The sequence below is a fragment of the Cupriavidus sp. Agwp_2 genome, from assembly GCF_040784895.1.
Classification (GTDB): Bacteria; Pseudomonadota; Gammaproteobacteria; order Burkholderiales; family Burkholderiaceae; genus Cupriavidus.
Genome location: NZ_CP088083.1, coordinates 1066380 through 1089745 on the forward strand (window position 1 = coordinate 1066380; position 23366 = coordinate 1089745).

Here is a 23366-nt window from a genome sequence, read left to right on the forward strand (position 1 = left end):
CTGAAAGACGTTAATTAGAAAAATGAATTTTCTGGATTTGCCAGTATCAATTCCCTGCATTCCGTGACAGAATCGCCGTCATGCAGCTCTCCCGGATCGACCTCAACCTCTTCGTGGTGTTCGACGCCATCTACAGCGAAGGCAGCATCACCGCGGCCGCGCGCCAGCTCAACCTGACGCAGCCCGCGGTCAGCCATGCGCTGGGGCGGCTGCGCACGCTGTTCGACGACCCGCTGTTCGAGCGCCGCGGGCAGGGCATGGCACCCACGCCGCTGGCCCGTTCGCTGGCGGGCGAGGTGCGCGGCGCGCTGCAATCGTTCGCGCGCACGTTGCAGGATACGCCGCACTTCGATCCGACCAATACGGTGCGGCGCTTCACCATCGGCATGCGCGACGCGCTGGAATCGACGCTGCTGCCGCCGCTGATGGCGCGGGTGACGGCAATGGCGCCGCACGTGGAAATCGCCGCAATCCGCTTTGACCGGCGCGAGATGGAGTCCGAACTGCTGGCCGGGACCATCGACACCGCGATCGATATCCTGCTGCCGGTTTCGCCGGCCATCCACCACGCGCCATTCATGAACGACCCGATGGTGGTGCTGGCACGCCGCGACCATCCGCTGGTGAAGAAGGAACTGACGCTGGAGCGCTACCTGGCGGCCGAGCACGTGCACGTGTCATCGCGCCGCCGTGGCGCCGGGCTGGAAGACCAGGCGCTGCACCGCATGGGCCTGACGCGGCGCGTGCGGCTGCGTTGCCAGCACTATGCCGCCGCGTGCCGCGTGGTCAGCTGCACCGACCTGCTGGCGACGCTGCCGCTGCGCTATGCGCGCATCGCCAACGAGCCCTATGCCAACCGGCTGCTGTCGCTGCCGTTCAAGGTCCCGACGCTGGAACTGCACCTGTACTGGCACGCGGGCGGCGAGAACGATGGCGCCAACAGGTGGCTGCGCGAGCAGTTGATGGCGGTGATGACATCACTGGGTGGTGGCACCGCTGATGTGACGCCTGCGGGCTAAGCGGATGGCACGTCGCATGCCGCTTGCGACAAGGTGCGTCGGAAGCCGCCCCCGTGCTCCGCGCGCGGTTCACACGTAAGCAATTGTTCGCAGGCTAGACCCTGCCGGGTCACGCTCATACCATCGACCGGTCTTTCTGCCTCCGGCGCCTCCCGCGTCGGTTGTCCGCGCGTGCGGATCCCTCAGGCAGATGCCTTATTCCACGACTACGAGACATCCAGACCGATGACCGGGACACGCTTGCTTGCTGATTGCCAACCCACGCTGCCGCGACGCGCGCGCCGCACCACGTTCACCCTGACCGGCCTCTGCGCCGCTGCCGCGCTGGCCCTGTCCGCCTGTGGCGGCGGTGGCGACGGCGGCGGTGGAAGCACCTCGGGCGCTGCGCCACAGGGTTCCTCGCAATCCGGCACCCAGTCCAGCGCGAACCCCAGCGCGAACCCCGGCTCGACGCCCGGTTCCTCTTCCACGCCGGTCACGGCCGGCGGCTGCTACACCGTCAGCGGCGCGGCGCCGGCGCCCGCGGCTGGCAGCGGCATCACGCTGCTGCCGGCGCGCGGCAGCGCGGTCAGCAACTACCGCGTGCTCGACGAACCGCGCAGCGCGGGCCTGTGCTACGCCAACTACCGGCGCGAGCAGGTCGGCCTGCCGGCGCTGGCCGCGCGCGACGCGCTCAACAACGTGGCGCAGAACCACACCGGGTACATGCTGGCCAACGCCACGCTGACGCACGACGAAGTCAGCGGCAAGCCCGGCTATACCGGTGCCACGCCCAACGCGCGCATCCAGGCGGCTTACTCGACCAATGCCACCGCGGAAGTGGTGGCCGGCGCCAACCGCTGGACCTCGGTGGCCAATGCCAACCTGTCGATGTCGCCCAAGGATGCGCTGGCCTCTGACCTGATCAACGCGCCGTTCCACCGCGCCGCGCTGCTGGGCAGCTACGGCTCGGCCGGCAGCGGCTTTGCGGAGAGCGTGGGCCCGAACGGCAGCGGCACGTCTGCAAGCTACTACCAGACCATCGACCTGGCCGATGCGTCCAAGGGCGGCACAGACAACCAGATGGTGGCTTACCCGTTCAACGGCCAGGCCGACGTGCCCGCCAGCTGGGTCAACTCCGAAAGCCCCAACCCGGCGCCGGGCTACGAAGGCAAGACCGTGGGCTACCCGGTCTCGCTGCAGGCGATCAACACCTCGCTGCAGTTCGATGCCGACAACTTCGCCATCACCGACGCACAGGGCAACAGCGTCAACTGCCTGAAGGTCGACAGCCGTTCGTCGGGCCTGTCCAGCGCCGCGCGCGGGCTGGCGATCTGCACGCCGGTGGCACCGTTGGCAAGCGGCCAGCGCTACAACGTGCGCGTGACCGGCCGGCTGGGTTCGCAGCCGGTGGACCTGAGCTGGTCGTTCACCACGCGCTGATCTTCCGCGGTCAGCCACCAGGCACCGGCGCGCTCACTGCGGCGCGCGGTGCTGCAGATCGATGCGCACCTGGCCCGGGGCCAGCGTGCGGTCGGCTTGCACGGCATATGGCAACGGCGGGCGCTGTCCCGCCGGCATCGACTGCCATAGCCGTTCCACCCATTCCCTGATGTCCGCGCTGTCCGGTTCGGCCGCCCACACGCTGAGCGGCGGGCTTGCCTGCATGCGCGCCGCGATTGACGCGGGATCTTCCTGCACCGACACAACCATCGCCGCTGTGGCAAGCGCCGCGGGTGCGCGCGCCGCCGCCATCGGCGGGGCCATCTTGCGCGCGAAGTCGGCGCGCGGGGCGGCTGCCGGCGCCGGTGCGGGCGGGGCCGCCGGCGCAGGCGCGGCTTCCGCCATGGCGGAGTAGGCGGGCATCGGCGGGGCTGCTGCGACGGCGGGGGCTTGAGGCGGCAAGCCTTCGGTGGCCGGGGCAGGGGCGGGCATTGCCTGCGTATCGCCGCGTGGCGTCGCCTTGCGCTCGGCGCGCGGCTGTATGCGCTGGCGCGGGGTGGCTTCGCGTTCTTGCCGTAGCTCCTGCGATGCCGATGTAGTGGCCCTGGGTGCCGGTGGTGCGGGATTTGCCGGAGCGGCGACGGGTGCGTCCTGCGTCGGCGCGGGTGCGTCCCCGGCTGCCGGCGCCGTTGTCGGCGCGGCAGGTGCAGCTGCAGTTGTGGCTGCAGGTGTGGTTGACTCTTGCACCGCTGCCGGTTGCAAGGCGCCTTCGTCGATCTGCCGCAGCACGATGCTGGTGGTCAGCCCGGCCACGGCCGCCACGCTAGCCACCGCGCCGAGCGAACGCCACCAACGGCGTGCGCGTGCCGTGCGTGTCTGTTCTGTCCGCCCTGTGGCCTGCGCCGTGGCTGTGCGGTGCGCCTGCGCCGCCAGCCAGTCGCGCGTGGCATCGCTGACGGGCGCACCCAGGGCCTGCGCCACCGGCTGGCCTGCCGCAATGCCGGTCAGCACCGCATCGCGCCGGCCCGCCTGCGCTGCCTGCAGCCGCGCGGCTTCTTCCATCACCGCGGACGCGAGTCCCGGCGGCGCGGTGAATGGCAGGGAGCCGGCGCGGCGCGCGTCGGCCTCCTGTTGGGCCGCCCGCGCCGCTGCATGCACCGCGTCGGCCAGGCGTTCCGACGGCATGTAGCGGGGCAGGTCCTTCAGCAGCGAGGCGAGCCGGTCCTGCCCGTCGATGAAGCGGTCGGCGGCGCTCATGGCCCAGGCTCCCGCGCGCCGGGCACGCTGCCTGCCAGGTCGGCACGCAGGCGCGCAAAGGCATAGCGCAGCCGGCTCTTCACGGTCTCGAACTTCTCGCCCAGCATCTGCGCGATATCCTCGACGCTCATGTCGCTGAAGAAGCGCAGCACCACCACCTCGCGCTGCGCCACCGGCAGTTGCAGCAGCGCGCGGTGGACGTGGTGCGCATGCTGCCGCAACTGCAGCTCGGCTTCCGGCGACAGGTCGTCGGCGGGCAGTTCCGGCGGCTGGCCATCGTCCGTGTCATGGCGCTGGCGCGCATCCGCGCTGCGCACCTGGTCAAGCCAGGCATTGCGCGCGATCTGGTACAGGAAGGTGCGGAACGCCGCGGCGGGCTGGTAATCGCCGCAGCGGGTCATCAGCTTGACCCAGGTCTTCTGCGCGATGTCTTCGGCCTCGCCGGTGTTGCCCTGGCACAGCCACGCCACGTAGTTGTAGAGGCCGGCGTTATGGCGGCGGAACAGTTCGGCGATGGGCTGCTCGATGATGCCGGAAGCGACCAGCAGCATCAGGTCCTGGTCGGGCAGCGCGGCCAACGGGGGAGGCGGGACGGGGTCTGGAGCCTGCATGCGCCCGAGTATAGGAGAGCGCAGGGCGGGGCGACAAACCGCTGCGCCGCCCTGCGCCGATACGTTGTCAGCGCGCCGCACGCTCGGGAGCCGCACCACTGGCATCCGCCGGCTTGCTGGTCGCGAGGCTTTGCGCCAGGTCCACCAGCTTGAGGAATTCGCCGCGGTAGCCGAAGCGGTCGGCGCCGCGCGCGCCTTGCGCCAGCGCATGTGCCTCGGCGTAGCCCCAGCTGGCGGTGTGCTTGCCGCCGCGCAGCGCCTGGCCGAAGCCCGCCACGGCGGCAGCGAAGCGGAAGTCGTCGTCGCCTTGGGCCAGCGGCCGGATCGCCTGCCGCGCCACAGTGATATCCATCAGCTGGCTGGTGCTGGCCGTGGGCAGCTTGTAGCGCAGCTTCACATGCGCCAGTTCGCCATCGCGGCCATCGCGGCCATCGCGGCCGTTTGCCGGCGTGGCCGGCTGGTAGCGCAGCGGATCGACCAGCCCGGGCTGGCCGGCCAGCGTCAGCTCATACAGCGCGGTCACCGTATGGCCGGCGCCGATGTCACCGGCGTCGACCTTGTCGTTGTTGAAATCCTCGCGCGCCAGCATGCGGTTTTCATAGCCGATCAGACGGTATTCCTTCACCGTCGCCGGGTTGAATTCCACCTGGATCTTCACGTCTCGCGCGATGGTGGCCAGCGTCGAGCTGACCTCGTTCACCAGCACCTTGTTGCCTTCCATCAGGTTGTCGATATACGAGTAGGCGCCGTCGCCGGCATCGGCCAGCTGCTCCATCAGCTGCTCGTTGTAGTTGCCGGTGCCGAAGCCCAGCGTCGACAGCGACACGCCCGACTTGCGCTTCTCTTCGACCATGCCCTTGAGCTGCCGGAAGTCGGTCACGCCGACATTGAAGTCGCCGTCGGTCGCCAGCAGCACCCGGTTGATGCCGCCTGCAATGTAGCCCTGCTGCGCGGCCTGGTAGGCCAGTGCGATGCCGCTGGCGCCGGCGGTGCTGCCACCGGCCACGAGCTGGTCGATGGCGGCGCTGATGGCGGTCTTGTCGCTGCCCGGCGTGGGCGGCAGCGCCACGCGGGTGCCGCTGGCATAGGTGACCAGCGTGATGCGGTCCTGTGCGCGCAGCTTGTTCACCAGCAGCTTCAGCGAGGACTTGAGCAGCGGCAGCTTGTCGGGCGAGTCCATCGAGCCGGACACGTCGACCAGGAACACCAGGTTGGCCGGCGGCAGCGCGCCGCTGGCGATGTCCTTGCCCTTGATGCCGATGCGCAGCAGCACGTTGGACGGATGCCACGGCGCGGGCGCCAGCGCGGTGTGCACGGCGAAGGGCCTGCCGTCGGCGGGCTGGCCGTAGTCGTAGGGGAAGTAGTTCAGCAGCTCTTCCACGCGTACGGCATCCGCGGGCGGCAGCCGGCCGGCATTGAGCAGGCGGCGCATATTGCTGTAGCTGCCTGTGTCGACGTCGATGCTGAAGGTGGACACCGGGGCCTGCGCGACGAGTTTGACGCTGTTCTCTTCGATCTGGCCGTAGCGCTCGCGGTCCGAGGCCTGCGGTGGCGGCAAATAATAGGGTCGCGGCATGGCCATTGGGGCATGGGGCGCGACGGCGCGCATTTCGGCGGCGGGTGCGACGCTGGCGGCTTTGGCCGATCCGGCAGCGTGGTCGCGGACTGGCGCGGGCGCCGGGGCCGGCGGCACAGGTTGCGGCGCCTGCGTCAGCGAAGGCGAATGCCCGCCGCAGGCCGACAGCGCCAGCGCGGCGGCGCAGCAGGCAGCAGCGGCCCGGGCGCGCCGGGCGCCGACGGTGGAAACGACCGGTGCGCGAAGTTGCATGTTGTTCTCCTGGAGGGCCGCAGGCGGGACGCCGGGTGGCCTGTCCATGAAACGGAGCACGGCCGTCGGCGGGGTTGAATTCCGCAGATTTTTTTCGCTGCACGCTCCGCCAGGTGACGGAAATCAGACTTTGCCCGACCCCCGCATGCGCCGATCGCCACTACAATCGCCTGATTCCTTCCCCCAGGAGACATCGCATGGCCCACTTTGACCTCAATTCGATGGTGTGGCGGAGCACGCTGGCCCTGACCACGGCCGCGCTGCTTGGAGCGTGTGGAACGCAGGGCGGAGGGACAGGGACGCCCGCCGCGGCCGCCGCGCCGGCTGCGCCAGCTGCCGCACCGGCCGCGGCAGCGCCCGCGGCGGCCATGCCGCCGGCTCCGGAGGTCGCCTCCGGCTACCGCGCCGGCATGTCGACGGTCCATGCGCAGCGCCATATGGCCGCCGCGGCCAATCCGCTGGCCACCGAGGCCGGGCGCGCCATGCTGCGCCAGGGCGGCTCGGCCATCGATGCCGCCATCGCCATGCAGGCCGTGCTGACGCTGGTGGAGCCGCAGGCCACCGGCATCGGCGGCGGCGCCTTCATCATGTACTGGGACGGCAAGCGCGTGCAGGCCTTCGACGGCCGCGAGACCGCACCCGCCGGCGCCACTGAAAACATGTTCATGCGCCCCGATGGCAAGCCGATGGAGTTCAGCGAAGCGCAGATCGGCGGGCGTTCGGTCGGCACGCCGGGCGTGATGCGCGCGCTGGAGATGGCGCATCGGCAGCACGGTCGCCTGCCATGGGCCAAGCTGTTCGAGCCGGCGATTTCCCTGGCGGAGAAGGGCTTCCCGATCTCGCAGCGCCTGTACACGCAGGTTGCCGCCGACAAGTTCCTGGCCAATTCGCCGGAAATGGCTACGTACTTCCTCGATGCGCAGGGCAAGCCCAAGCCGGCCGGCACGGTGCTGAAGAACCCCAAGCTCGCACAGACGCTGCGCGATATCGCCCGGCGCGGTGCCGGCGTGCTGTACGGCGGCCCGATCGCGCAGGACATCGTCACCAAGGTGAACGGCGGCACCAACGCCGGCTCGCTGTCGATGGCCGATCTGCGCAACTACAAGGCCAAGCAGCGCGTGCCGGTCTGCACCGACTACAAGCGCTGGAAGATCTGCGGCATGCCGCCGCCGTCGTCAGGCGGTATCGCCATTGCGCAGATCCTGGGCACGCTGCAGGCGCTGGAGACCAAGAATCCCAAGTACGCGCTGGCCGCGCTCAAGCCGCAAAACGTCAACACGCCCGCGCAGGTGGAAGCCAATCCTGACGCGGTCCACGCGATCGCCGAAGCCGACCGCCTGGCCTATGCGGACCGCGGCCTGTATGTGGCCGATTCCGACTTCGTGCAGATCGACGTGGCTGGCCTCGTCAACCCGAACTACCTCGCGTCCCGCGCCGAGCTGATCAGCGACAAGAGCATGGGCAAGGCGCAGCCGGGCGTGCCGCCGGGGCCTGCGGTGGCGTATGCCCCCGACCGCTCGCCGCCGCGCATCTCCACCTCGCAGATCGTGGCGGTCGATGACCGCGGTGGCGCGATCTCGATGACCACCACGATCGAGTCGTACTTCGGCTCGCATCTGATGGTGCGCGGGTTCATGCTGAACAACCAGCTGACTGACTTCTCCTTCGTGGCGAGCGAGAACGGCAAGCCGGTGGCTAACCGCGTCGAGCCGGGCAAACGCCCGCGTTCGTCGATGGCGCCGACGCTGGTGTTCGACCGCCAGACCGGGCAGCTCGTGGCCACGGTTGGTTCGCCTGGAGGTTCGCAGATCATCGAGTATGTGTCCAAGACGCTGGTTGGCATGCTGGACTGGAATATGGATCCGCAGGCTGCGATCGGGATGGGTAACTTCGGCAGCCGCAATGGGCCTACCGAGGTGGAGAAGGGGCTGGTGTCGCCGGGGCTGGTGCAGGCGCTGCAGCAGCGTGGGCATCAGGTTGCCGAGATTGAGATGACCAGCGGGACGCAGGCTATCGTGCGCCGGCAGGGGCCCGATGGGAAGGTGGCGTGGGCTGGTGGCGCGGACCCGCGGCGGGAAGGGGTGGCGTTGGGGGATTAAAGGGGGAGGGCAGTTTTTCTGTCGTGGTCGCTGCTGGTGACATGCTGTCCGCCTTTGAACCGCCTGGTTCCGCCCTCCTGGGCGGGTTCAACGGCCGACAGCATGTCACCAACCGCGACCACAGCGTCAGAGCCTAACTCCAGTCAACCCTTAGCCTTCTTCGCATACTCCCACCCCATCTCCGCCATCGGCCGCGCCCGCTTGCCCGCATCAGTAGCCTGCGCCGACGAAGCCGTCCCATCCACCACGCGCTTCATGATCCCCTGCAGGATCCCGGCAATACGGAACATGCTGAAGGCCAGATAGAAATTCCAGTCGCCAGTGATTGCACGCCCGGTACGCTGCTCATACATGCGCCGATACGCAGCTTCATCGGGAATTCCCAGCCCCGCATAGTCCAGCCCCGCAATCCCACGGAACTGCCCTGGCGCGATATGCCAGCTCATGCAGTGGTAGCTGAAGTCCGCCATCGGGTGCCCCAGCGTGGACAGCTCCCAGTCCAGCACCGCCAGCACCCGCGGCTCGGTCGGATGGAACATCAGATTGTCGAGCCGGTAATCGCCATGCACGATCGACGTCAGGTCCGCGTCTTCCTGCGGAATATGCTGAGGTAGCCAGTCAATCAGCGCGTCCATGGCCGGGATCGACTCCGTCTCGGACAGCTTGTATTGCTTGCTCCACCGCTCGATCTGGCGCTGGAAGTAGTTGCCGGGCTTGCCGTAGTCGCCCAGCCCGATGGCGTTGTAGTCGACCGTGTGCAGCGCGGCGATGACGCGGTTCATCTCGTCATAGATGGCGCCGCGCTCCACGTTGCCCATGCCGGGCAGCGACTGGTCCCACAGCACGCGGCCGGCGACAAACTCCATGATGTAGAAGGCGCGGCCGACCACCGATTCGTCTTCGCACAGCGCGTACATGCGCGCCACCGGGACATCGGTGCCGGCAAGGGCGGCCATCACGCGGTATTCGCGCTCGATGGCGTGCGCGGACGGCAGCAGCTTGCTCTTGGGGCCGGGCTTGGCGCGCATCACGTAGGTCTGCCCCGGCGTGACCAGCTTGAAGGTCGGGTTGGACTGCCCGCCCTTGAACTGCTCGACGGTCAGCGGGCCGGCAAAACCTTCCACGTGCTGGCGCATCCAGGCTTCCAGCGCGTCGGTGTCGAAGCGTTGCTGGTCTGCCACCGGGCGCGTGCCCTCGAAGTGCGATACGTTGCTCGTCATGCTGTCTCCGTTGGTTTTCTGTTCGGGTTCGGTTGGATGGCTTGGGTGACTCAGGCGGCCGGCTGGCGTCCGCGCAAATACTGGTGCAGCAGCACTTCCATGGTGGTGTGGCGCGAGCCGCTGTGGACGGGCGTCGGCGGCGAGTAGTTGGTCATGCGCACCACCCAGTCGAGCGGGCCGTCGCCCATGTCGAGCACATTGATGCAGCCCGCCGTTTGCAGCAGCGAGCCGAACAGCACGCGCCGCCCGCAGGTGATGGCCTGCGACAGGATGGCGCGGTTGGTGCCGCCATGCAGCACCATCAGCACGGTGTCCCATTCCGGGTCGGCGCGCAGGCGATCCAGCCCGGGCAGCACGCGGTCGAGAAAGGCGCCGATGGTCTCGCCGTTGAGGAAGCGCTTGTCTTCGGGGACTTCGCCTTCAAAGGCGCCGACGAAGGCGTCGCGCAGGTCGGCGTCGGCAATTGCGGACAGGTCGCCGCCGCGGATTTCCTGGAACTCGGGCCAGACCTCGGGCACCACGTCGTCCATGTCGGGCAGTTCGGCCAGCACCCGCTCGGCAGTCTCGACCGTGCGCGGCAGGCCGCTGACGATGACGCGGTCGAAACGGATCTGCTCGGCGGCAAAGGCGCGTCCGGCGGCGGTAGCCTGCATGCGGCCGGTTTCGTTGAGCGGCACCATCTCCGGCAGGGCGGGGCGCCCGCCTTCATCGAAGTACGAAACGGCACCGTGGCGCATCAGATAGATGCGGCGACGCGAGGACGGCGGCAATTCCATGCGTTGTCTCCTTGTGTTGTGCTGGCGTGCCCGTCTGTTGCGGGCTTGCCGTGAGGACGGGCAGTGGCCCGTCCGTGTGCTTCAGGTCCGTCAGCGGTATTGCGGCTTGCGCTTCTCCAGGAACGCGCTGATGCCTTCGCCGCCATCCGGGTGATGCAGGGCGGCGACAAAGTTGTCGCGCTCGGCTAGCAGGTGTTCGTCGAGCGAGGCAGTGGCCGCATAGTTGATCAGGCCCTTGATGCGGCCGACCGCATGCGGCGATTGCCTGGCCAGCCCCGCGGCCAGCCGCAGCGACTCGGCCACCGCCTCGCCCGGCGGCGTGACGCGGTTGACGAGGCCAAACTGGGCCAGCCGCTCGGCGCTGACCGGCTTGCCTTCCATCATCATCTCGCTGGCGAGCTGGCGCGGCAGGGCGCGCGCCAGTTCGTACGAGCCGCCGCCGTCGGGCGTGAGGCCGACCGAGACATAGGCCATCACAAACTTGGCGTCGCTGGCCGCGACCACGAAGTCGCACGCCAGCACCAGCGACAGGCCCGCGCCGGCGGCCGCGCCTTCCACCGCCGCGATGATCGGCTTGGGAAAGGCGTGCAGCGAACGGATAAAGCCGTTCAGCACTTCGATGCTGGCGGCCTGGACCTCGGGCGGCTGGCTGCGGTTGCCGAGCAGCCGGTTCAGGTTGCCGCCGGCGCAGAACATGCCGTCGGCGCCGGTGAAGATCACCGCGCGGATCGAATCGTCGGCGGCGGCCGCATCCAGCGCCGCCTTCGAGCCCGCATAAATGTCCGGGTGCAGCGCGTTGCGCGCCTCGGGGTTCGAGATGGTCAGGACCAGCGTCGAATCGACGCGTTCGGAAAGCAGTTGTGCGGGCATGGGGGCGGACTCTGTAAAACCGGACTCTGAAAACGATAAGGGACGGGCTTACTGCTCTTCGGCCAGCAGCGACAGGCCGAGGCCGGCACGGCGCCACAGCCACGGGCTCGGGCGGTAGCGCATGTCGCCGGTCAGCGCTTCCATGTTGCGCAGCGTCTCCAGCACCAGTTGCGGGCCGACCGCATCGCCCAGCGCCAGCGGGCCCTTCGGGTAGCCGAGGCCGAGGTTCACGGCGAGGTCGATGTCCGCCGGCGTGGCGATGCGTTGCTGCGCGATATCGCTGGCGATATTAATGATGCAGCAGAGCACGCGCTGCGCGACGAAGCCGGCCGAGTCGCGGATCAGCGTCACTGGCACGCCGTCGCTGGCAAACAGGCCATGCGCGGCGTCACCCGCGGCGGCGCTGGTGGCCGGCGTGGTCATCAGCGTGCGGCGCCTGGTGGCCTCGAACGGCAGCAGGGTGTCGATGGCGACGGTGCGGGCCGGGTCCAGGCCTTGTTGCAGCGCGCTGGTGGTAGCGTCCAGGCCCAGCGGCGTGACGACGATCAGCGCGTCGGCCGACGGCTTGTTGCCGCCTTCCGGGGTCACGCCGAGCGCGCCCAGAAGCCTGGTCACCATGGCGTGGCCGCGCTCGCTGTCGTGGCTGACCCACACGCTCGACGGGCGCGCGCTCGGCACCACGGCGGCGGCAGGCACCTGCTTCTGGCCATCGGCGTACGCATAGAACCCGGCGCCGGCCTTGCGGCCGATCAGCCCGCCGACCGCGCGGATCGCGGTGATCGGCGACGGACGGTAGCGCGGCTCCTGGTAGAACTGGTTGTAGATCGACTCCATCACCGGGTGCGACACATCCAGCCCGGTCAGGTCCATCAGCTCGAACGGGCCCATACGGAAGCCGGCCTGCTCGCGCATGATGTTGTCGATGTCGGCAAACTCGGCCACGCCTTCCTGCGCGACCTTCAGGCCCTCGATGTTCATGCCGCGGCCGGCATGGTTGACGATAAAGCCCGGCATATCCTTGCAGCGCACCGGCGTATGGCCCATGCGGCGCGACAGCGCCATCAGCGCGTCGCCCACCGCGGGGTCGCCCGACAGGCCGTCGATGACCTCGACCACCTTCATCAGCGGCACGGGGTTGAAGAAGTGATAGCCGGCGACGCGGCCCGGGTGCCTGGCACCCACGGCGATCGCGGTGATCGACAGCGAGGAGGTGTTCGAGGCAATGATGGCGTCTTCGCGCAGGATCGCTTCCAGCTTTGCGACCAGGTCGCGCTTGACTTCCAGCTTCTCGACGATGGCTTCCAGCACCATGTCGCAGCCGGCCAGGTCTTCCAGCGCGCCGCAGGGCCTGACGCGGGCCAGCGTGGCCTCGGCGTCGGCGGCGCTGATCTTGCCCTTGTCGGCGAGCTTGGCCAGCGTGTCCTGCAGGTACTGGCGGGCGGCGGCCACAGCTTCCGGGTTGGCGTCGTACAGGTTGACGGTCAGGCCAGCCTGGGCGGCGATCTGTGCGATGCCGCGGCCCATGGCGCCGGTGCCGACGACGCCCAGCGTGTCGATGGTGAAGGTGCTCATCATTTGTCCCAAAAGTTGTGGTTAAATTAGCACGATCGTACGTTTTTTGCACCTTTCCGAACAGACCGGAAGGGCAGGCGGCGTGCGCTGATCGGCCAGCCCGGACACGGCAGGCTCCGGATGGGCCACAATCCCCCTCAGACCCGCGACGCGCGGGCGACCATTCCAACAACGGAGAGAGACGACATGCTGAAGCTCTGCGGCTTTGCCGCCAGCAACTACTACAACAAAGTGAAGCTGGCGCTGCTGGAAAAGAACGTGCCGTTCGAAGAGGTGCTGGCATGGATCGGCGAAACCGACCCGTCTGCATCGCCCGCGGGCAAGGTGCCCTACATGATCACCGAATCCGGCTCACTGTGCGAGTCGGAAGTCATCGTCGAATACCTGGAAGCGGCCTTCCCCCAAACGCCGCTGCTGCCGAAGGATCCGCTGCAGGCAGGCAAGGTGCGCGAGATCGTCACCTTCCTGGAGCTGTACCTGGAACTGACCGCACGCGAGCTGTATCCGGAAGCGTTCTTCGGCGGCAAGGTCAGCGACGGCGTCAAGGAGCGCCAGCACAAGCTGCTGACGCGCTATATCCCGGCGTTTGCCAGGCTGGCCAAATTCTCGCCGTATATCGCCGGCGAAAGCTTCACGCTGGCCGACTGCGCGGCAGCCGTGCACCTGCCGCTGGTGTCGTCGTGCACCAAGATCATCTATGGCACGGATATGCTGGCTGACCTGCCGGTCAAGGATTACCTGAAGACGCTGTCGCAGCGCGAGTCGGTGCAGCAGGTCAATGCGGACCGGAAGGCGAATACCGAGCTGATGATGAGCCGGAGCAAGAAGTAAGCGTCCAGCGCTTTTACGAGACAAAGCAAAACGCCCACGAGCAATCGTGGGCGTTTTGCTTTTTGGCCGGATGCCGGGCGCTTGCTTATAGCTTGGCGAGCCGTTCCAGCGCCAGCGCCAGCGTCTCTTCCTTCTTCGCAAAACAGAACCGCACCACGCCTGACTCACGCGGCTGCGTATAGAACGCCGACACCGGAATCGCCGCCACGCCGATCTCGCGCGTCAGCCACATGGCGAAGTCCGCCTCGCTCAGGTCGGAAATGGCCGAGTAGTCGACGCACTGGAAGTAAGTGCCATCCGACGGCAGCAGCTTGAAGCGCGAACTGGCCAGCCCGGCACGGAAGAAATCGCGCTTGGCCTGGTAGAACGCGGACAACTGCAGGTACGGCGCGGGATCGGCCATATAGTCGGCCAGCCCGTGCTGCACCGGCGTGTTGACGGTGAACACGTTGAACTGGTGCACCTTGCGGAACTCTGCCATCAGCGCCACCGGCGCGGCCACGTAGCCGACCTTCCAGCCGGTCACGTGGTAGGTCTTGCCGAAGCTCGAGACCACGAAGCTGCGGCGCGCCAGTTCGGGATGGCGCGAGACCGATTCATGCCGCTGGCCGTCGTAGACCATGTGCTCGTAGACCTCGTCCGACAGCAGCAGGATGTCGGTGCCCGCCAGGATCTGCGCCAGCTTGTCCATGTCGCCCGCGCGCCAGATCGTGCCGGTCGGGTTGTGCGGCGTGTTGATGAGGATCATGCGCGTGCGCGGCGTGATCGCGGCGGCGAGCTTGTCGAAGGGCACGCGGAATTCCGGCGCCTCCAGCGTGACCGGCACCGCGGTGGCGCCTGCCAGTTCGATCGCCGGCAGGTAGCTGTCGTAGCAGGGCTCGAGCACGATGACCTCGTCGCCCGGATGCACGGCGCACAGGATCGCGGTCAGGATGCCCTGCGTAGCGCCGGCGGTGACAGTGATCTCGGTATCCCAGCTGTATTGGTGGCCGTAGAGCGCGGCGATCTTGTCGGCGATGGCCTGGCGCAGGCGGGGCACGCCCGCCATCGGCGGGTACTGGTTATGGCCGGCGCGCATGGCCCCGGCGACCGCGTCGACGATCCTGGGGTCGCAATCGAAGTCCGGGAAACCCTGGCCCAGGTTGACGGCGTTCTTCTCGATGGCCAGGGCCGACATCACGGTGAAGATCGTGGTGCCGACGGCGGGCAGGCGCGAGGGCGGCGGGGTCAGGGGAGCGAGCGTGGTGTCTGCGGACATGTTGCGGGCGTCAGTGCGGTAAGAGAAAGGCGCGCGTGCCGGATTGGCCCCGCGCGCGATGCGGCAATTTTAAAGCGGATCGGCCGCGGTGTCGGTTGTGAAGTCGGCCGTGGTGCCGGCCTGAGCGGCCAGCCAGGCGCCAAAGCCCGGCGGCGTCAGCACCTCTACGCCGCTGGAGCGGCGCAGGCGGCTGCGCAGCTTGAGCACCGCCTTGTCCTTCGATACCAGGCACGCGGCGCCGGCAAAGTGGGCCAGCTCGACAAACTTCTGGTCGTCGGTGTCCTTGCAGCGGGGCAGCCTGATGGCGTCGGCTTCGTCCTGCGGCGGCAGTGGTTCGAGGCGGGTCAGGCGATCGACGGTGGCCAGCGCGGCGTCGATATCGACCTCGAAGCGGGCAAATTGCGGATAAGCCAGCACTCGGCGCAGCTCTTCGCGGCAATCGGCGCGGATCACCGGGGCGATGGTGCCGGCTTCCAGCGCCTGGCGGATGGGCTCGACATGCGGGTCGCGGAAGACCAGCAGGTCGACCCAGATATTGGAGTCGAGCACCACGCAGGGCGCGCCCGTCAGGGCGGATGTGATGCCGGCGGGGCTGGCGGGATGGTCGGTTCCGGTACTGTCGAGGCGCATTCGCTACAATCTTGGCTGGTTTGTCCTTGGCTACTGCCGCGATTTTGCCATGCTCATCGTTTTGTCTCCCGCCAAATCACTGGACTACGAGACACCCCCCCGCATCAAGACCCATACGCTGCCGCGTTTCATCGACCGTTCCGCCGCGCTGATCGAGCGCCTGCGCAAGCTCGCGCCGCAGGACGTGGGCGCGCTGATGGACATCTCCGACAAGCTCGCCGTGCTCAATGTCACGCGCTATGCCGAGTGGTCGCCCGAGTTCACCGCGGCCAACAGCAAGCAGGCGGTGCTGGCCTTCAATGGCGATGTCTACGACGGGCTCGATGCTAAGACGCTGCCCGCCGAGGACCTGGCCTTCGCGCAGAAGCACCTCCGCATCCTGTCCGGCCTGTACGGTGTGCTGCGCCCGCTGGACTGGATGCAGCCCTACCGGCTGGAGATGGGCACGCGCCTCGACAACGCCGCGGGCAAGGACCTGTACGCGTTCTGGGGCGACGAGGTCACGCAGATGATCAACGGCGACATGGCCGCGCTCAGGCAGGAAGGCGCGCCGGTGCTGGTCAACCTGGCCTCGGAAGAGTATTTCAAGGTGGTGCGGCCCAAGGTGCTGCAGGCGCGCATCGTCACGCCGGTGTTCGAGGACTGGAAGGGCGGCCGCTACAAGATCATCTCGTTCCACGCCAAGCGCGCGCGCGGCACCATGGCGCGCTACGCCGTCACGCACCGCATCACCGAGCCGGAAAAGCTCAAGGGCTTCGCCGAGGATGGCTATGCCTTCGATGCCTCCGCTTCTGACGCCGGCCGCTGGGTGTTCCGCCGCCGCCTGGAAGACTGATCCTAACGAAACGAGACCGCCAGCCATGCCTTCCGCCCTGCATATCTCCTCGCATTTCGATTCGGGTGCCATCGAGGTCGAGGCGCTCGACCGTGCCGACGATATCCGCCTGCGCCTGCGCGCCGATTCGCACGCCGACTTCCGGCAGTGGTTTCACTTCCGCCTGCAGGGCGCGGCGGGGCAGGCTTGCCGGATGCATTTCCTCAACGCGGGCGACTGCACTTATCCGGACGGCTGGCGCGACTATCGCGCGGTGGCCTCGTATGACCGCGCGCACTGGTTCCGCGTGCCGACGAGTTTCGACGGGCAGGTGATGACGGTGGAGTTCACGCCCGAGCACGACAGCGTCTGGTTCGCGTATTTCGAGCCCTATCCCGACGAGCGCCACCTGTCGCTGCTGGCGAGCTGCCAGCGCTCGCCGCTGGCGCAACTGTCGCACCTGGGCAGCACCGTCGACGGCCGCGACATGACCCGTGTCACGCTGGGACAGCCCGGCCCCGGCAAGAAGACCATCTGGATGATCGCGCGCCAGCATCCGGGCGAGAGCATGGCCGAATGGTTTGTCGAGGGCGTGCTGCAGCGCCTGACCGGCACCGGCGTGTGGAATGGCGATCCGGTCGCGCGCAAGCTGCTAGAGCGCGCCGTGTTCCATATCGTGCCGAACATGAACCCGGACGGCTCGGCGCGCGGCAACCTGCGCACCAACGCCGCGGGCGCCAACCTGAACCGCGAATGGATGTCGCCCAGCGCGGATACCAGCCCGGAGGTCTATCACGTGCGCCGCGCCATCGAGGCCACGGGTTGCGACATGTTCTTCGATATCCACGGCGACGAGGGCCTGCCTTACAACTTCGTCGCCGGCAGCGAGATGCTGCCCGGCTTTACCGAGGCGCGCCGGCGCGAGCAGCAGCGCTTCATCGAGGCCTTCAAGCGCGCTTCGCCGGACTTCCAGGACGTGCACGGCTATGCCGCCAGCAAGTACAACGCCGACGCGCTCAAGCTCGCGTCCAAGTACATTGGCCATACCTTCGGCTGCCTGGCGCTGACGCTGGAAATGCCGTTCAAGGACAACGCCGATTTGCCCGATCCGGCGGTGGGCTGGAACGGCGCGCGCAGCGCCCTGCTGGGCACGGCGATGGTGCAGGCGATCCTGGACTACCTGGGCTGAGGTGGTGCCTCTCTCGCACGCTGAGGGTTTGCTCCCTTCTCCCTGACGGGAGAGGGGAGACACAGCGCGCTTACTGCTTCTTCTTGGTCGTGCTGCTCGTCTTCGCCGACCCTGACGCCGATTTCGACGAAGCCGACTTCGTCGACTTGGCCGACGAGGACTTGCTCGACTTCGACGACGCCGTACTCTTGCCTTTCGCACCCTTGCGGCTCTTGCTGGATGACGTGGCCTGGCTCGACGTGGGCACTGCCGGCGCGGCAGCGGGTTCGCTGATGGTGGCGCCGCTGGTGTCCTGCAGTTCATACGCCAGCATCATGCCGTCGTCGTAGCCGCAGCGCACGCGCACCGGCTGCCAGTCGTTGTCGCCACGGCGCTTGTGCGCCGTGGCGTTGAAGGTGACCACGGTGCTGACCGGCACGGCCTGCTTGCCGGGCGAGAAGCGTCCGCTCCAGGGCTCGGTCGTGGCCTGCCCGGCGGCGAGCGCGCCGGTGGGGATCTTCAGGGCATCGTAGGTGGCCGAGCGCGGCACCACCCAACTGGCGTGCGCGGCGCAGTCCGCTACGTCGCTGGTGGCGTTCTCGGTCTTCATCAGCTGCTCGCGCATGCGTGCGCGGTACTCGGACAGGCTGACGCGGCCGCGCTCGGGCAGGGTGATGGTCTTGGTAGGCGGCGCGGAAGTGGCGGCGGGAGCGGAAGCGGCGGGCCGGGCAGGGGTGGCCGTCGGGGCCGGGACCTGGGTGGCGGCCTCGTCGGCGGGCATGTTGGCGCAGCCCGCCAGCCCGATCGCACCGGCCACCGCGGCAGCCACCATGCGGAGCCGGCTGCCGAGCAGTTCGGAAATTCGTCGGATCACAGTGTTTGCGGTGTTTGCGTTCTGGGATTGGCCTGCCGGCGCGGGGCCGGCAGGCCGGGTAGCTTCGCAAAGGAATGCCATGATAGAGGAAACCTATCTGGCAAAGTTCCTAAATCTTGTTACCTATTCTTCTAACGCATGACGACGCGCAGGAAGCGAGGCCTGCTTTCTAGCAGATATTTCCCACGTGGCACAACTGCGGGCAACCCGCACGACCGGTCCGCGGTGATCCAGCGCGGCCCGGCCGTGGTGCGTTGGAAAACGCCTCAGGCTACGCGCGAGGGCATTGCGCGCGTGAAGCGCAGCAGTTCGTCGAGCAGTGCGTTCAGATTGTGGCGCAGCTTGGCAAAGCCGGCGGTGTGGGTCAGGCCCACTTCGTCCATGTACAGCTTGCGGTTGACCTCGAGCTGCAGGCTGTGGCGCCCGGCCTGCGGCTGGCCGACCACGCGCACGATCTCCACGCCTTTGTACGGGTGGTTGCGCCAGACCTCATAGCCCATGTCCTTGAGCACGCCTTCGATGCGGTCGGTGAAGCGCTTGTCGCAGGTGGTGCCGTCGCGGTCGCCGACGACGAAGTCGGGATGCTCCAGGCCGGGGAACTCGGTCGCGTATTGCGCGGCCTGGCTCGGCATCGAATGGCAGTTGATGTGCCAGGCGCTGCCATGGCTGGAGACGGCGCGGTCGGCCAGCTTTTGCAGTTGCGCGTAGTAGGGCAGGTAGCAGCGGTTGATGCGCGCCTGCACTTCTTCCACGGCGAGCTTGCGGTCGTAGATCGCCTCGCCGCTGTCGAGCACGCGCCAGACCAGGCCCTTGCCGAGCCGGGTCTTGGAGGTTTCCTGCCTGGCGCCGGGCCAGGGGGTCTCGAGCAGGGCTTCGTCGATTTCCTCCAGCGCGCGGTTGGCGTCGAGGTAGCTGCGCGGGAAGCCCGCGCACAGCAGCGGGATGCCGCGCGCCGGCGCGCCGGCGTAGAGTTCATCGACAAAGGTGTCTTCGGCCTGCCGCAGCAGCGGCAGCGGCAGGGCGGGATCGGGGCGGAAGTCCGTCGGGTAGATGGTCGCGCTGTGCGGCGAATCCAGGAACAGCGGAGCGGACTCGCCCTCCGGCTGGTACAGGAAGAACGGACTATCCGCGGTGGTTCGGTCGGTATCGGTCATGGTGCTGCGCCAGGGGTCAGTCGAGCGAAATCTTGGCGGCCGCGGCCACGCGCTTGTTCTTGGCCACTTCGCTCTTGATCTGCGCGGCGAAGTGCGCCGGGGTGTCGCCCACCGGGGTCGCGCCCAGCTTTTCCAGCTTGGCCTTGACCTCCGGCAGCGCCAGCACCTTGACGGCGGCGGCATGCAGCTTGTTCTGGATGTCGGCCGGCAGGTTGGCCGGCGCGATCAGGCCGAACCAGGCAGCGTCGTTGACTTCGCCCAGGCCCAGCTCGGCGAAGGTCGGCACGTTCGGCAGCGCCGCCACGCGCTTGGGCGCGGCCACGGCCAGCGCGCGCAGCTTGCCGCCTTCGATGAACGGCAGCGACGACGGCAGGTTGTCGAACAGGATCTGCACCTGGTTGGCCAGCGCGTCGTTCAGCGCCGGGCCCACGCCCTTGTACGGCACGTGCAGCAGTTCGGTCTTGCTGCTCATCTTGAACAGTTCCCCCATCATGTGCGAGACGCTGCCGTTGCCGGCCGAGCCATAGGCCAGCTTGTTCGGCTGCGATTGCGCCAGCGCGATGAAGGACTTCATGTCGGTGGCCTTGACCGCCGGGTTGATGCTCATCACGTTCGGCACGGAGGCCAGGTTGGTGATGGTGGTGAAGTCCTTGGTTGCATCGTAGGACAGGCGAGGGTAGACCGCAGGGTTGATGCCGTGGGTCGAGGCCGTGGCAATGCCCAGCGTGTAGCCGTCCGGCGCGGCCTTGGACAGGAAGGTGGTGCCGATGCTGCCGCCGGCGCCGCCCCGGTTGTCGACCACAACGGCCTGGCCCAGCTGCTGGCCGAGCTTGTCGGCGACGATGCGTGCCACGATATCCGTGGTGCCGCCGGCGGGGAATGGCACGACCAGCGTGATCGGCTTGTTCGGGTAGCCGGACTGGGCGGCTGCGCTGAACGACAGGCCGGTGGCGAGGGCGGCCGAGGCGGCGGCCAGGACGCGGAGGAGGTGGCGACGTTGCATGAGGGTTTTTGTAGGGAAAAGGAGAGACAGAGGTGGTTTCCTGATTCTGCGCGTTTGAGCAAGACCCTCGCAAACGAAATAAAATCCCTAGCTCATTCCATCTGGTCGTGAAGTAGAGGTGAATTATGCGACGCATGTGTCCGTCGCTGACCGAGTTGCAGGCCTTCGAGGCCGCAGCCCGGCACAACAGCTTCACCGTGGCGGCGCGCGAGCTGCATGTGACGCAGGGTGCGGTCAGCAAGCAGGTGCGCAGCCTGGAGGCTTATCTTGGCGTGGAGCTGTTCGATCGCGTGCGCCAGCGGCTGGTGCTGACCACGGCGGGCGAACGCTACCTGGAACGCATCGGCCCCAGCCTGAACGAGCTGGAGGCGGCCACCGTCGAGCTGATGGCGCGGCAGGGTGGCGGCGGCGTGCTGCATATCGCCAGCATGCCGACGCTGGGCGCGAAGTGGCTGATCCCGCGCCTGCCGCAGTTCTTCGCCCGGCATCCGGAAGTAACGCTTGAATTCGTGCCGCATGCGCAAGGCTACGATTTTTCCGAGCCTGACCTGGATGCGGCGATCCGCTTCGGCGACGGTGTCTGGCCCGGCAGCCTGGCCGACTACATGACGGGGCGCGAAGTGCTGCCGGTATGCCGGCCGGGCCTGCTGGCAAATGAACCGGATGGCATCGCGCGCACGCCGGCTGCATTGCTGCACTATCCGCTGCTGCACCACACCACCGTGCCGGAGGCCTGGCCCGACTGGTTCGCCACCCTCGGCGTGACTACGCGGCAGGCGTGGGGCGGCGCGCGCTTCGACCAGTTCTCGCTGCTGACGCAGGCGGCGCTGTCGGGCCTGGGCATTGCGCTGATCCCGCGCTGCCTGATCGAACAGGAACTTGCCACCGGCGCGCTGGTGGTCGCCCATCCGGCGCAGGTGCTGGCCAAGAAGGGCTATTACCTGTGCTACCCGGAGCAAAAGCAGCACTTGCCCGCGCTGCGGACCTTCCGCGCCTGGGTGATGGAAGGCGCTGACCTGGCGCGGCCCGGCTGAGGCGGGGAGCCCAGCATACCGGCGGTTTGCTCCCCTCTCCCGTTTGCGACCCGTTTGCGGGAGAGGGGAGCCTGGTTCGCGCGGCGTCGGCTACGGCGCGCATTTTGAAAAGTCTTACTTCGACAAAACCTTCATCGCCTGCTCCAGCCCGGCCAGCGTAACGGGGAACATGCGCCCCTTCATCAGCTGGTTGATCACGGTGATCGACTGCCGGTATTGCCAAAGGCCTTCCGGCTCGGGGTTGAGCCATACGAAGTGCGGGAACTGCTCGGTCATGCGGTTCAGCCACACCGCGCCGGCCTCGGCGTTGTTGTACTCGACCGAGCCGCCTGGCTGCAGGATCTCGTACGGGCTCATGGTGGCGTCGCCGACGAAGATGATCTTGTAGTCGGAGGTGTACTTGTGCAGCAGGTCCCACGTCGCCAGCTTTTCGGCATGGCGGCGGCGGTTGTTCTTCCACACGTAGTCGTACAGGCAGTTGTGGAAGTAGTAGTACTCCAGGTGCTTGAACTCGGTCTTGGTGGCCGAGAACAGTTCTTCCACGCGCTTGATGTGGTCGTCCATCGAGCCGCCCACGTCCATCAGCATCAGCACCTTGACCTTGTTGTGGCGCTCGGGCCGCAGCTTGATGTCGAGCAGGCCGGCATTGGCGGCGGTCGAGTGGATGGTGTCGTCCAGGTCCAGCTCGGTGTCGGCCCCGTCGCGCGCAAAACGGCGCAGGCGGCGCAGCGCCACCTTGATGTTGCGCGTGCCAAGCTCGACCTGGTCGTCGTAGTCCTTGTAGGTGCGCGCTTCCCACACCTTGATCGCGGTGCGGTTGCCCTTGCTGGGGCCGCCGATGCGGATGCCTTCGGGGTTGTAGCCCCCGTGGCCGAACGGTGAGGTGCCGCCGGTGCCGATCCACTTGTTGCCGCCCTCGTGCTTTTCCTTCTGCTCCTCGAGCAGTTGCTTGAGGCGCTCCATCAGCTTGTCGAGGCCGCCCATGGCCTCGATCCTGGCCTTTTCCTCGGGCGACAGCTCGCGCTCCAGCGTCTTCTGCAGCCAGTCGAGCGGAATGTCGGACTTCCAGTCGACCAGGCTTTCCACGCCCTTGAAATAGGCGCCGAAGGTCTGGTCGAACTTGTCGAAGTGCTTCTCGTCCTTGACCAGCGTCATGCGCGACAGGTAGTAGAACTCGTCGATCGACGGCGTGATGACCTGTGCCTTGAGCGCTTCCAGCATGGTCAGGTATTCCTTGACCGAGACCGGCAGCTTGGCGTGTCGGAGCGAGAAGAAGAAATCGATCAGCATGATGCCTCGCGTTCAGTAGGCGGCCGCTTCAGCGCGGTCGGTCAAGCTGGAATTGCAGGTGTTGACGCACCGTCGGCCACTCGCTGGCGATGATCGAAAACACCACGGTATCGCGCAACGAGCCGTCCGGCATGCGCTGGTGGTTGCGCAGCACGCCGTCCTGCTTGGCGCCGAGCCGCGCGATCGCGGCGCGGCTCTGCTGGTTCATCCAGTGCGTGCGGAATTCCACGGCGATGCAGTCGAGCTGGTCGAAGGCATGGCCGAGCAGCATCAGCTTGCACTCGGTGTTCAGCGGCGTGCGCTGGACCCGGCGCGCATACCAGGTGGAGCCGATCTCCACGCGCCGGTTGGCCGCGTCGATATTCATGTAGGTGGTCATGCCCGCCAGTTCCCCCGCGGCGTCGCGCACCGCGAACGGCAGCATCGAGCCCTGTTCCTGCAGGCCCAGGCGGCGCGCGATCTCGGCTTCCAGGCGCTCGGGCGCGGGCACGCTGGTGTACCAGAGCTTGTGCAGCTCGCCGTCGGCCGACGCGGCGCGCAGGCCGTCGGCATGTTCGGGGCGCAGCGGCTCCAGCGTGGCGTGCTTGCCGGCCAGGGTCACGGGTTTGGCAAAGGCGGTCATGACAGGCAGCTCGC

Annotated in this window: 21 protein-coding genes; 7 read left to right on the top strand and 14 right to left on the bottom strand. The window is 67.6% G+C overall.

The window, feature by feature from the left end; translation table 11 throughout:
- The first annotated feature begins 80 nt into the window (after positions 1-80).
- Both LPA45_RS04985 and LPA45_RS04990 read left to right on the top strand, forming a co-directional pair.
- Positions 81-1019 (top strand): LysR family transcriptional regulator, encoded by a 939-nt coding sequence (locus tag LPA45_RS04985; RefSeq protein ID WP_063241508.1) that lies wholly within the window; start codon positions 81-83, stop codon positions 1017-1019.
- A 225-nt stretch (positions 1020-1244) separates the two neighbouring features.
- Entirely contained in the window at positions 1245-2441 is a 1197-nt protein-coding gene (locus tag LPA45_RS04990) for a CAP domain-containing protein (protein WP_116317562.1), read from the top strand.
- Positions 2442-2474: 33 nt separating this feature from the next.
- Here LPA45_RS04990 and LPA45_RS04995 read toward each other — a convergent pair whose 3' ends face one another.
- From LPA45_RS04995 to LPA45_RS05005, 3 genes are all read right to left on the bottom strand, one after another.
- A complete protein-coding gene (locus tag LPA45_RS04995) occupies positions 2475-3698 on the bottom strand; it encodes a hypothetical protein (protein WP_367394957.1) in 1224 nt (407 codons plus the stop codon).
- A complete protein-coding gene (locus tag LPA45_RS05000) occupies positions 3695-4276 on the bottom strand; it encodes a sigma-70 family RNA polymerase sigma factor (RefSeq protein ID WP_233527959.1) in 582 nt (193 codons plus the stop codon). The genes LPA45_RS04995 and LPA45_RS05000 overlap by 4 nt, the downstream gene beginning before the upstream one ends.
- 100 nt (positions 4277-4376) lie before the next feature.
- The gene (locus LPA45_RS05005) at positions 4377-6137 is read right to left on the bottom strand and encodes a von Willebrand factor type A domain-containing protein (protein ID WP_367394958.1); all 1761 of its coding nucleotides are present in this window, start codon (positions 6135-6137) and stop codon (positions 4377-4379) included.
- Positions 6138-6334: 197 nt separating this feature from the next.
- Between LPA45_RS05005 and ggt the strand changes: the two genes are divergently transcribed.
- Entirely contained in the window at positions 6335-8236 is a 1902-nt protein-coding gene (ggt, locus tag LPA45_RS05010; protein ID WP_367394959.1) for a gamma-glutamyltransferase, read from the top strand.
- A gap of 143 nt (positions 8237-8379) precedes the next feature.
- Here the strand turns inward: ggt and LPA45_RS05015 are convergent, their stop codons facing one another.
- The 4 genes from LPA45_RS05015 to LPA45_RS05030 all read right to left on the bottom strand — a co-directional run bounded on the left by LPA45_RS05015 (position 8380) and on the right by LPA45_RS05030 (position 12674).
- Positions 8380-9456 (bottom strand): phosphotransferase, encoded by a 1077-nt coding sequence (locus LPA45_RS05015; RefSeq protein ID WP_367394960.1) that lies wholly within the window; start codon positions 9454-9456, stop codon positions 8380-8382.
- 50 nt (positions 9457-9506) lie between these two features.
- Positions 9507-10232 carry a histidine phosphatase family protein gene (locus LPA45_RS05020; protein ID WP_367394961.1) on the bottom strand — a complete coding sequence of 242 codons (726 nt, stop codon included), beginning with the start codon at positions 10230-10232 and terminating at the stop codon, positions 9507-9509.
- Positions 10233-10322: 90 nt separating this feature from the next.
- Positions 10323-11102, bottom strand: a complete 780-nt coding sequence (locus LPA45_RS05025; protein WP_116317569.1) for an oxepin-CoA hydrolase, alternative type — start codon at positions 11100-11102, stop codon at positions 10323-10325.
- A gap of 48 nt (positions 11103-11150) precedes the next feature.
- Positions 11151-12674, bottom strand: coding sequence for a 3-hydroxyacyl-CoA dehydrogenase (locus LPA45_RS05030; RefSeq protein ID WP_367395011.1), 1524 nt, complete (start codon positions 12672-12674; stop codon positions 11151-11153).
- A gap of 186 nt (positions 12675-12860) precedes the next feature.
- Here LPA45_RS05030 and LPA45_RS05035 point away from each other — a divergent pair, with 186 nt between their 5' ends.
- Positions 12861-13505, top strand: coding sequence for a glutathione S-transferase (locus LPA45_RS05035; RefSeq protein WP_116317571.1), 645 nt, complete (start codon positions 12861-12863; stop codon positions 13503-13505).
- Between the two features lie 85 nt (positions 13506-13590).
- Here LPA45_RS05035 and LPA45_RS05040 read toward each other — a convergent pair whose 3' ends face one another.
- Positions 13591-14763, bottom strand: a complete 1173-nt coding sequence (locus LPA45_RS05040) for a pyridoxal phosphate-dependent aminotransferase (protein WP_116317572.1) — start codon at positions 14761-14763, stop codon at positions 13591-13593.
- 69 nt (positions 14764-14832) lie between these two features.
- Complete coding sequence (locus LPA45_RS05045; RefSeq protein WP_317921936.1) at positions 14833-15393, bottom strand: putative toxin-antitoxin system toxin component, PIN family; 561 nt, start codon at positions 15391-15393, stop codon at positions 14833-14835.
- 49 nt (positions 15394-15442) lie between these two features.
- Between LPA45_RS05045 and yaaA the strand changes: the two genes are divergently transcribed.
- Together yaaA and LPA45_RS05055 are read left to right on the top strand one after the other, a co-directional pair.
- Entirely contained in the window at positions 15443-16228 is a 786-nt protein-coding gene (yaaA, locus tag LPA45_RS05050) for a peroxide stress protein YaaA (RefSeq protein WP_317921937.1), read from the top strand.
- A 25-nt stretch (positions 16229-16253) separates the two neighbouring features.
- A complete protein-coding gene (locus LPA45_RS05055; protein WP_317921939.1) occupies positions 16254-17396 on the top strand; it encodes a M14-type cytosolic carboxypeptidase in 1143 nt (380 codons plus the stop codon).
- Positions 17397-17466: 70 nt separating this feature from the next.
- Here LPA45_RS05055 and LPA45_RS05060 read toward each other — a convergent pair whose 3' ends face one another.
- The 3 genes from LPA45_RS05060 to LPA45_RS05070 form a co-directional block, all read right to left on the bottom strand.
- Positions 17467-18249 (bottom strand): BspC domain-containing protein, encoded by a 783-nt coding sequence (locus LPA45_RS05060; protein ID WP_376790632.1) that lies wholly within the window; start codon positions 18247-18249, stop codon positions 17467-17469.
- Between the two features lie 266 nt (positions 18250-18515).
- Positions 18516-19403: an N-formylglutamate amidohydrolase gene (locus LPA45_RS05065; protein ID WP_116317575.1), complete on the bottom strand. Its 888-nt coding sequence runs from the start codon at positions 19401-19403 to the stop codon at positions 18516-18518.
- 16 nt (positions 19404-19419) lie between these two features.
- Positions 19420-20406: a tripartite tricarboxylate transporter substrate binding protein BugE gene (locus tag LPA45_RS05070; protein ID WP_116317576.1), complete on the bottom strand. Its 987-nt coding sequence runs from the start codon at positions 20404-20406 to the stop codon at positions 19420-19422.
- Between the two features lie 125 nt (positions 20407-20531).
- On the opposite strand from LPA45_RS05070, the gene LPA45_RS05075 reads away from it, so the two are divergent.
- Positions 20532-21440 (top strand): LysR family transcriptional regulator, encoded by a 909-nt coding sequence (locus LPA45_RS05075; RefSeq protein ID WP_116317577.1) that lies wholly within the window; start codon positions 20532-20534, stop codon positions 21438-21440.
- Positions 21441-21554: 114 nt separating this feature from the next.
- Here the strand turns inward: LPA45_RS05075 and LPA45_RS05080 are convergent, their stop codons facing one another.
- On the bottom strand, positions 21555-22730 hold the full coding sequence (locus LPA45_RS05080; protein ID WP_116317578.1) for a VWA domain-containing protein: 1176 nt from the start codon (positions 22728-22730) through the stop codon (positions 21555-21557).
- A gap of 28 nt (positions 22731-22758) precedes the next feature.
- Positions 22759-23352 (bottom strand): GNAT family N-acetyltransferase, encoded by a 594-nt coding sequence (locus tag LPA45_RS05085; RefSeq protein ID WP_317921944.1) that lies wholly within the window; start codon positions 23350-23352, stop codon positions 22759-22761.
- Between the last annotated feature and the right edge of the window lie 14 nt (positions 23353-23366).

Bases quoted from the DNA above. Each gene is read 5' to 3' on its own strand.
- LPA45_RS05045 (WP_317921936.1), bottom strand. From the start codon at position 15,393: ATGCGCCTCGACAGTACCGGAACCGACCATCCCGCCAGCCCCGCCGGC.
- LPA45_RS05030 (WP_367395011.1), bottom strand. From the start codon at position 12,674: ATGAGCACCTTCACCATCGACACGCTGGGCGTCGTCGGCACCGGCGCC.
- ggt (WP_367394959.1), top strand. From the start codon at position 6,335: ATGGCCCACTTTGACCTCAATTCGATGGTGTGGCGGAGCACGCTGGCC.
- LPA45_RS05020 (WP_367394961.1), bottom strand. From the start codon at position 10,232: ATGGAATTGCCGCCGTCCTCGCGTCGCCGCATCTATCTGATGCGCCAC.
- LPA45_RS05025 (WP_116317569.1), bottom strand. From the start codon at position 11,102: ATGCCCGCACAACTGCTTTCCGAACGCGTCGATTCGACGCTGGTCCTG.
- LPA45_RS04995 (WP_367394957.1), bottom strand. From the start codon at position 3,698: ATGAGCGCCGCCGACCGCTTCATCGACGGGCAGGACCGGCTCGCCTCG.
- yaaA (WP_317921937.1), top strand. From the start codon at position 15,443: ATGCTCATCGTTTTGTCTCCCGCCAAATCACTGGACTACGAGACACCC.
- LPA45_RS05080 (WP_116317578.1), bottom strand. From the start codon at position 22,730: ATGCTGATCGATTTCTTCTTCTCGCTCCGACACGCCAAGCTGCCGGTC.
- LPA45_RS05035 (WP_116317571.1), top strand. From the start codon at position 12,861: ATGCTGAAGCTCTGCGGCTTTGCCGCCAGCAACTACTACAACAAAGTG.
- LPA45_RS05040 (WP_116317572.1), bottom strand. From the start codon at position 14,763: ATGTCCGCAGACACCACGCTCGCTCCCCTGACCCCGCCGCCCTCGCGC.
- LPA45_RS05070 (WP_116317576.1), bottom strand. From the start codon at position 20,406: ATGCAACGTCGCCACCTCCTCCGCGTCCTGGCCGCCGCCTCGGCCGCC.
- LPA45_RS04990 (WP_116317562.1), top strand. From the start codon at position 1,245: ATGACCGGGACACGCTTGCTTGCTGATTGCCAACCCACGCTGCCGCGA.
- LPA45_RS05085 (WP_317921944.1), bottom strand. From the start codon at position 23,352: ATGACCGCCTTTGCCAAACCCGTGACCCTGGCCGGCAAGCACGCCACG.
- LPA45_RS04985 (WP_063241508.1), top strand. From the start codon at position 81: ATGCAGCTCTCCCGGATCGACCTCAACCTCTTCGTGGTGTTCGACGCC.
- LPA45_RS05055 (WP_317921939.1), top strand. From the start codon at position 16,254: ATGCCTTCCGCCCTGCATATCTCCTCGCATTTCGATTCGGGTGCCATC.
- LPA45_RS05075 (WP_116317577.1), top strand. From the start codon at position 20,532: ATGCGACGCATGTGTCCGTCGCTGACCGAGTTGCAGGCCTTCGAGGCC.
- LPA45_RS05005 (WP_367394958.1), bottom strand. From the start codon at position 6,137: ATGCAACTTCGCGCACCGGTCGTTTCCACCGTCGGCGCCCGGCGCGCC.
- LPA45_RS05065 (WP_116317575.1), bottom strand. From the start codon at position 19,403: ATGACCGATACCGACCGAACCACCGCGGATAGTCCGTTCTTCCTGTAC.
- LPA45_RS05015 (WP_367394960.1), bottom strand. From the start codon at position 9,456: ATGACGAGCAACGTATCGCACTTCGAGGGCACGCGCCCGGTGGCAGAC.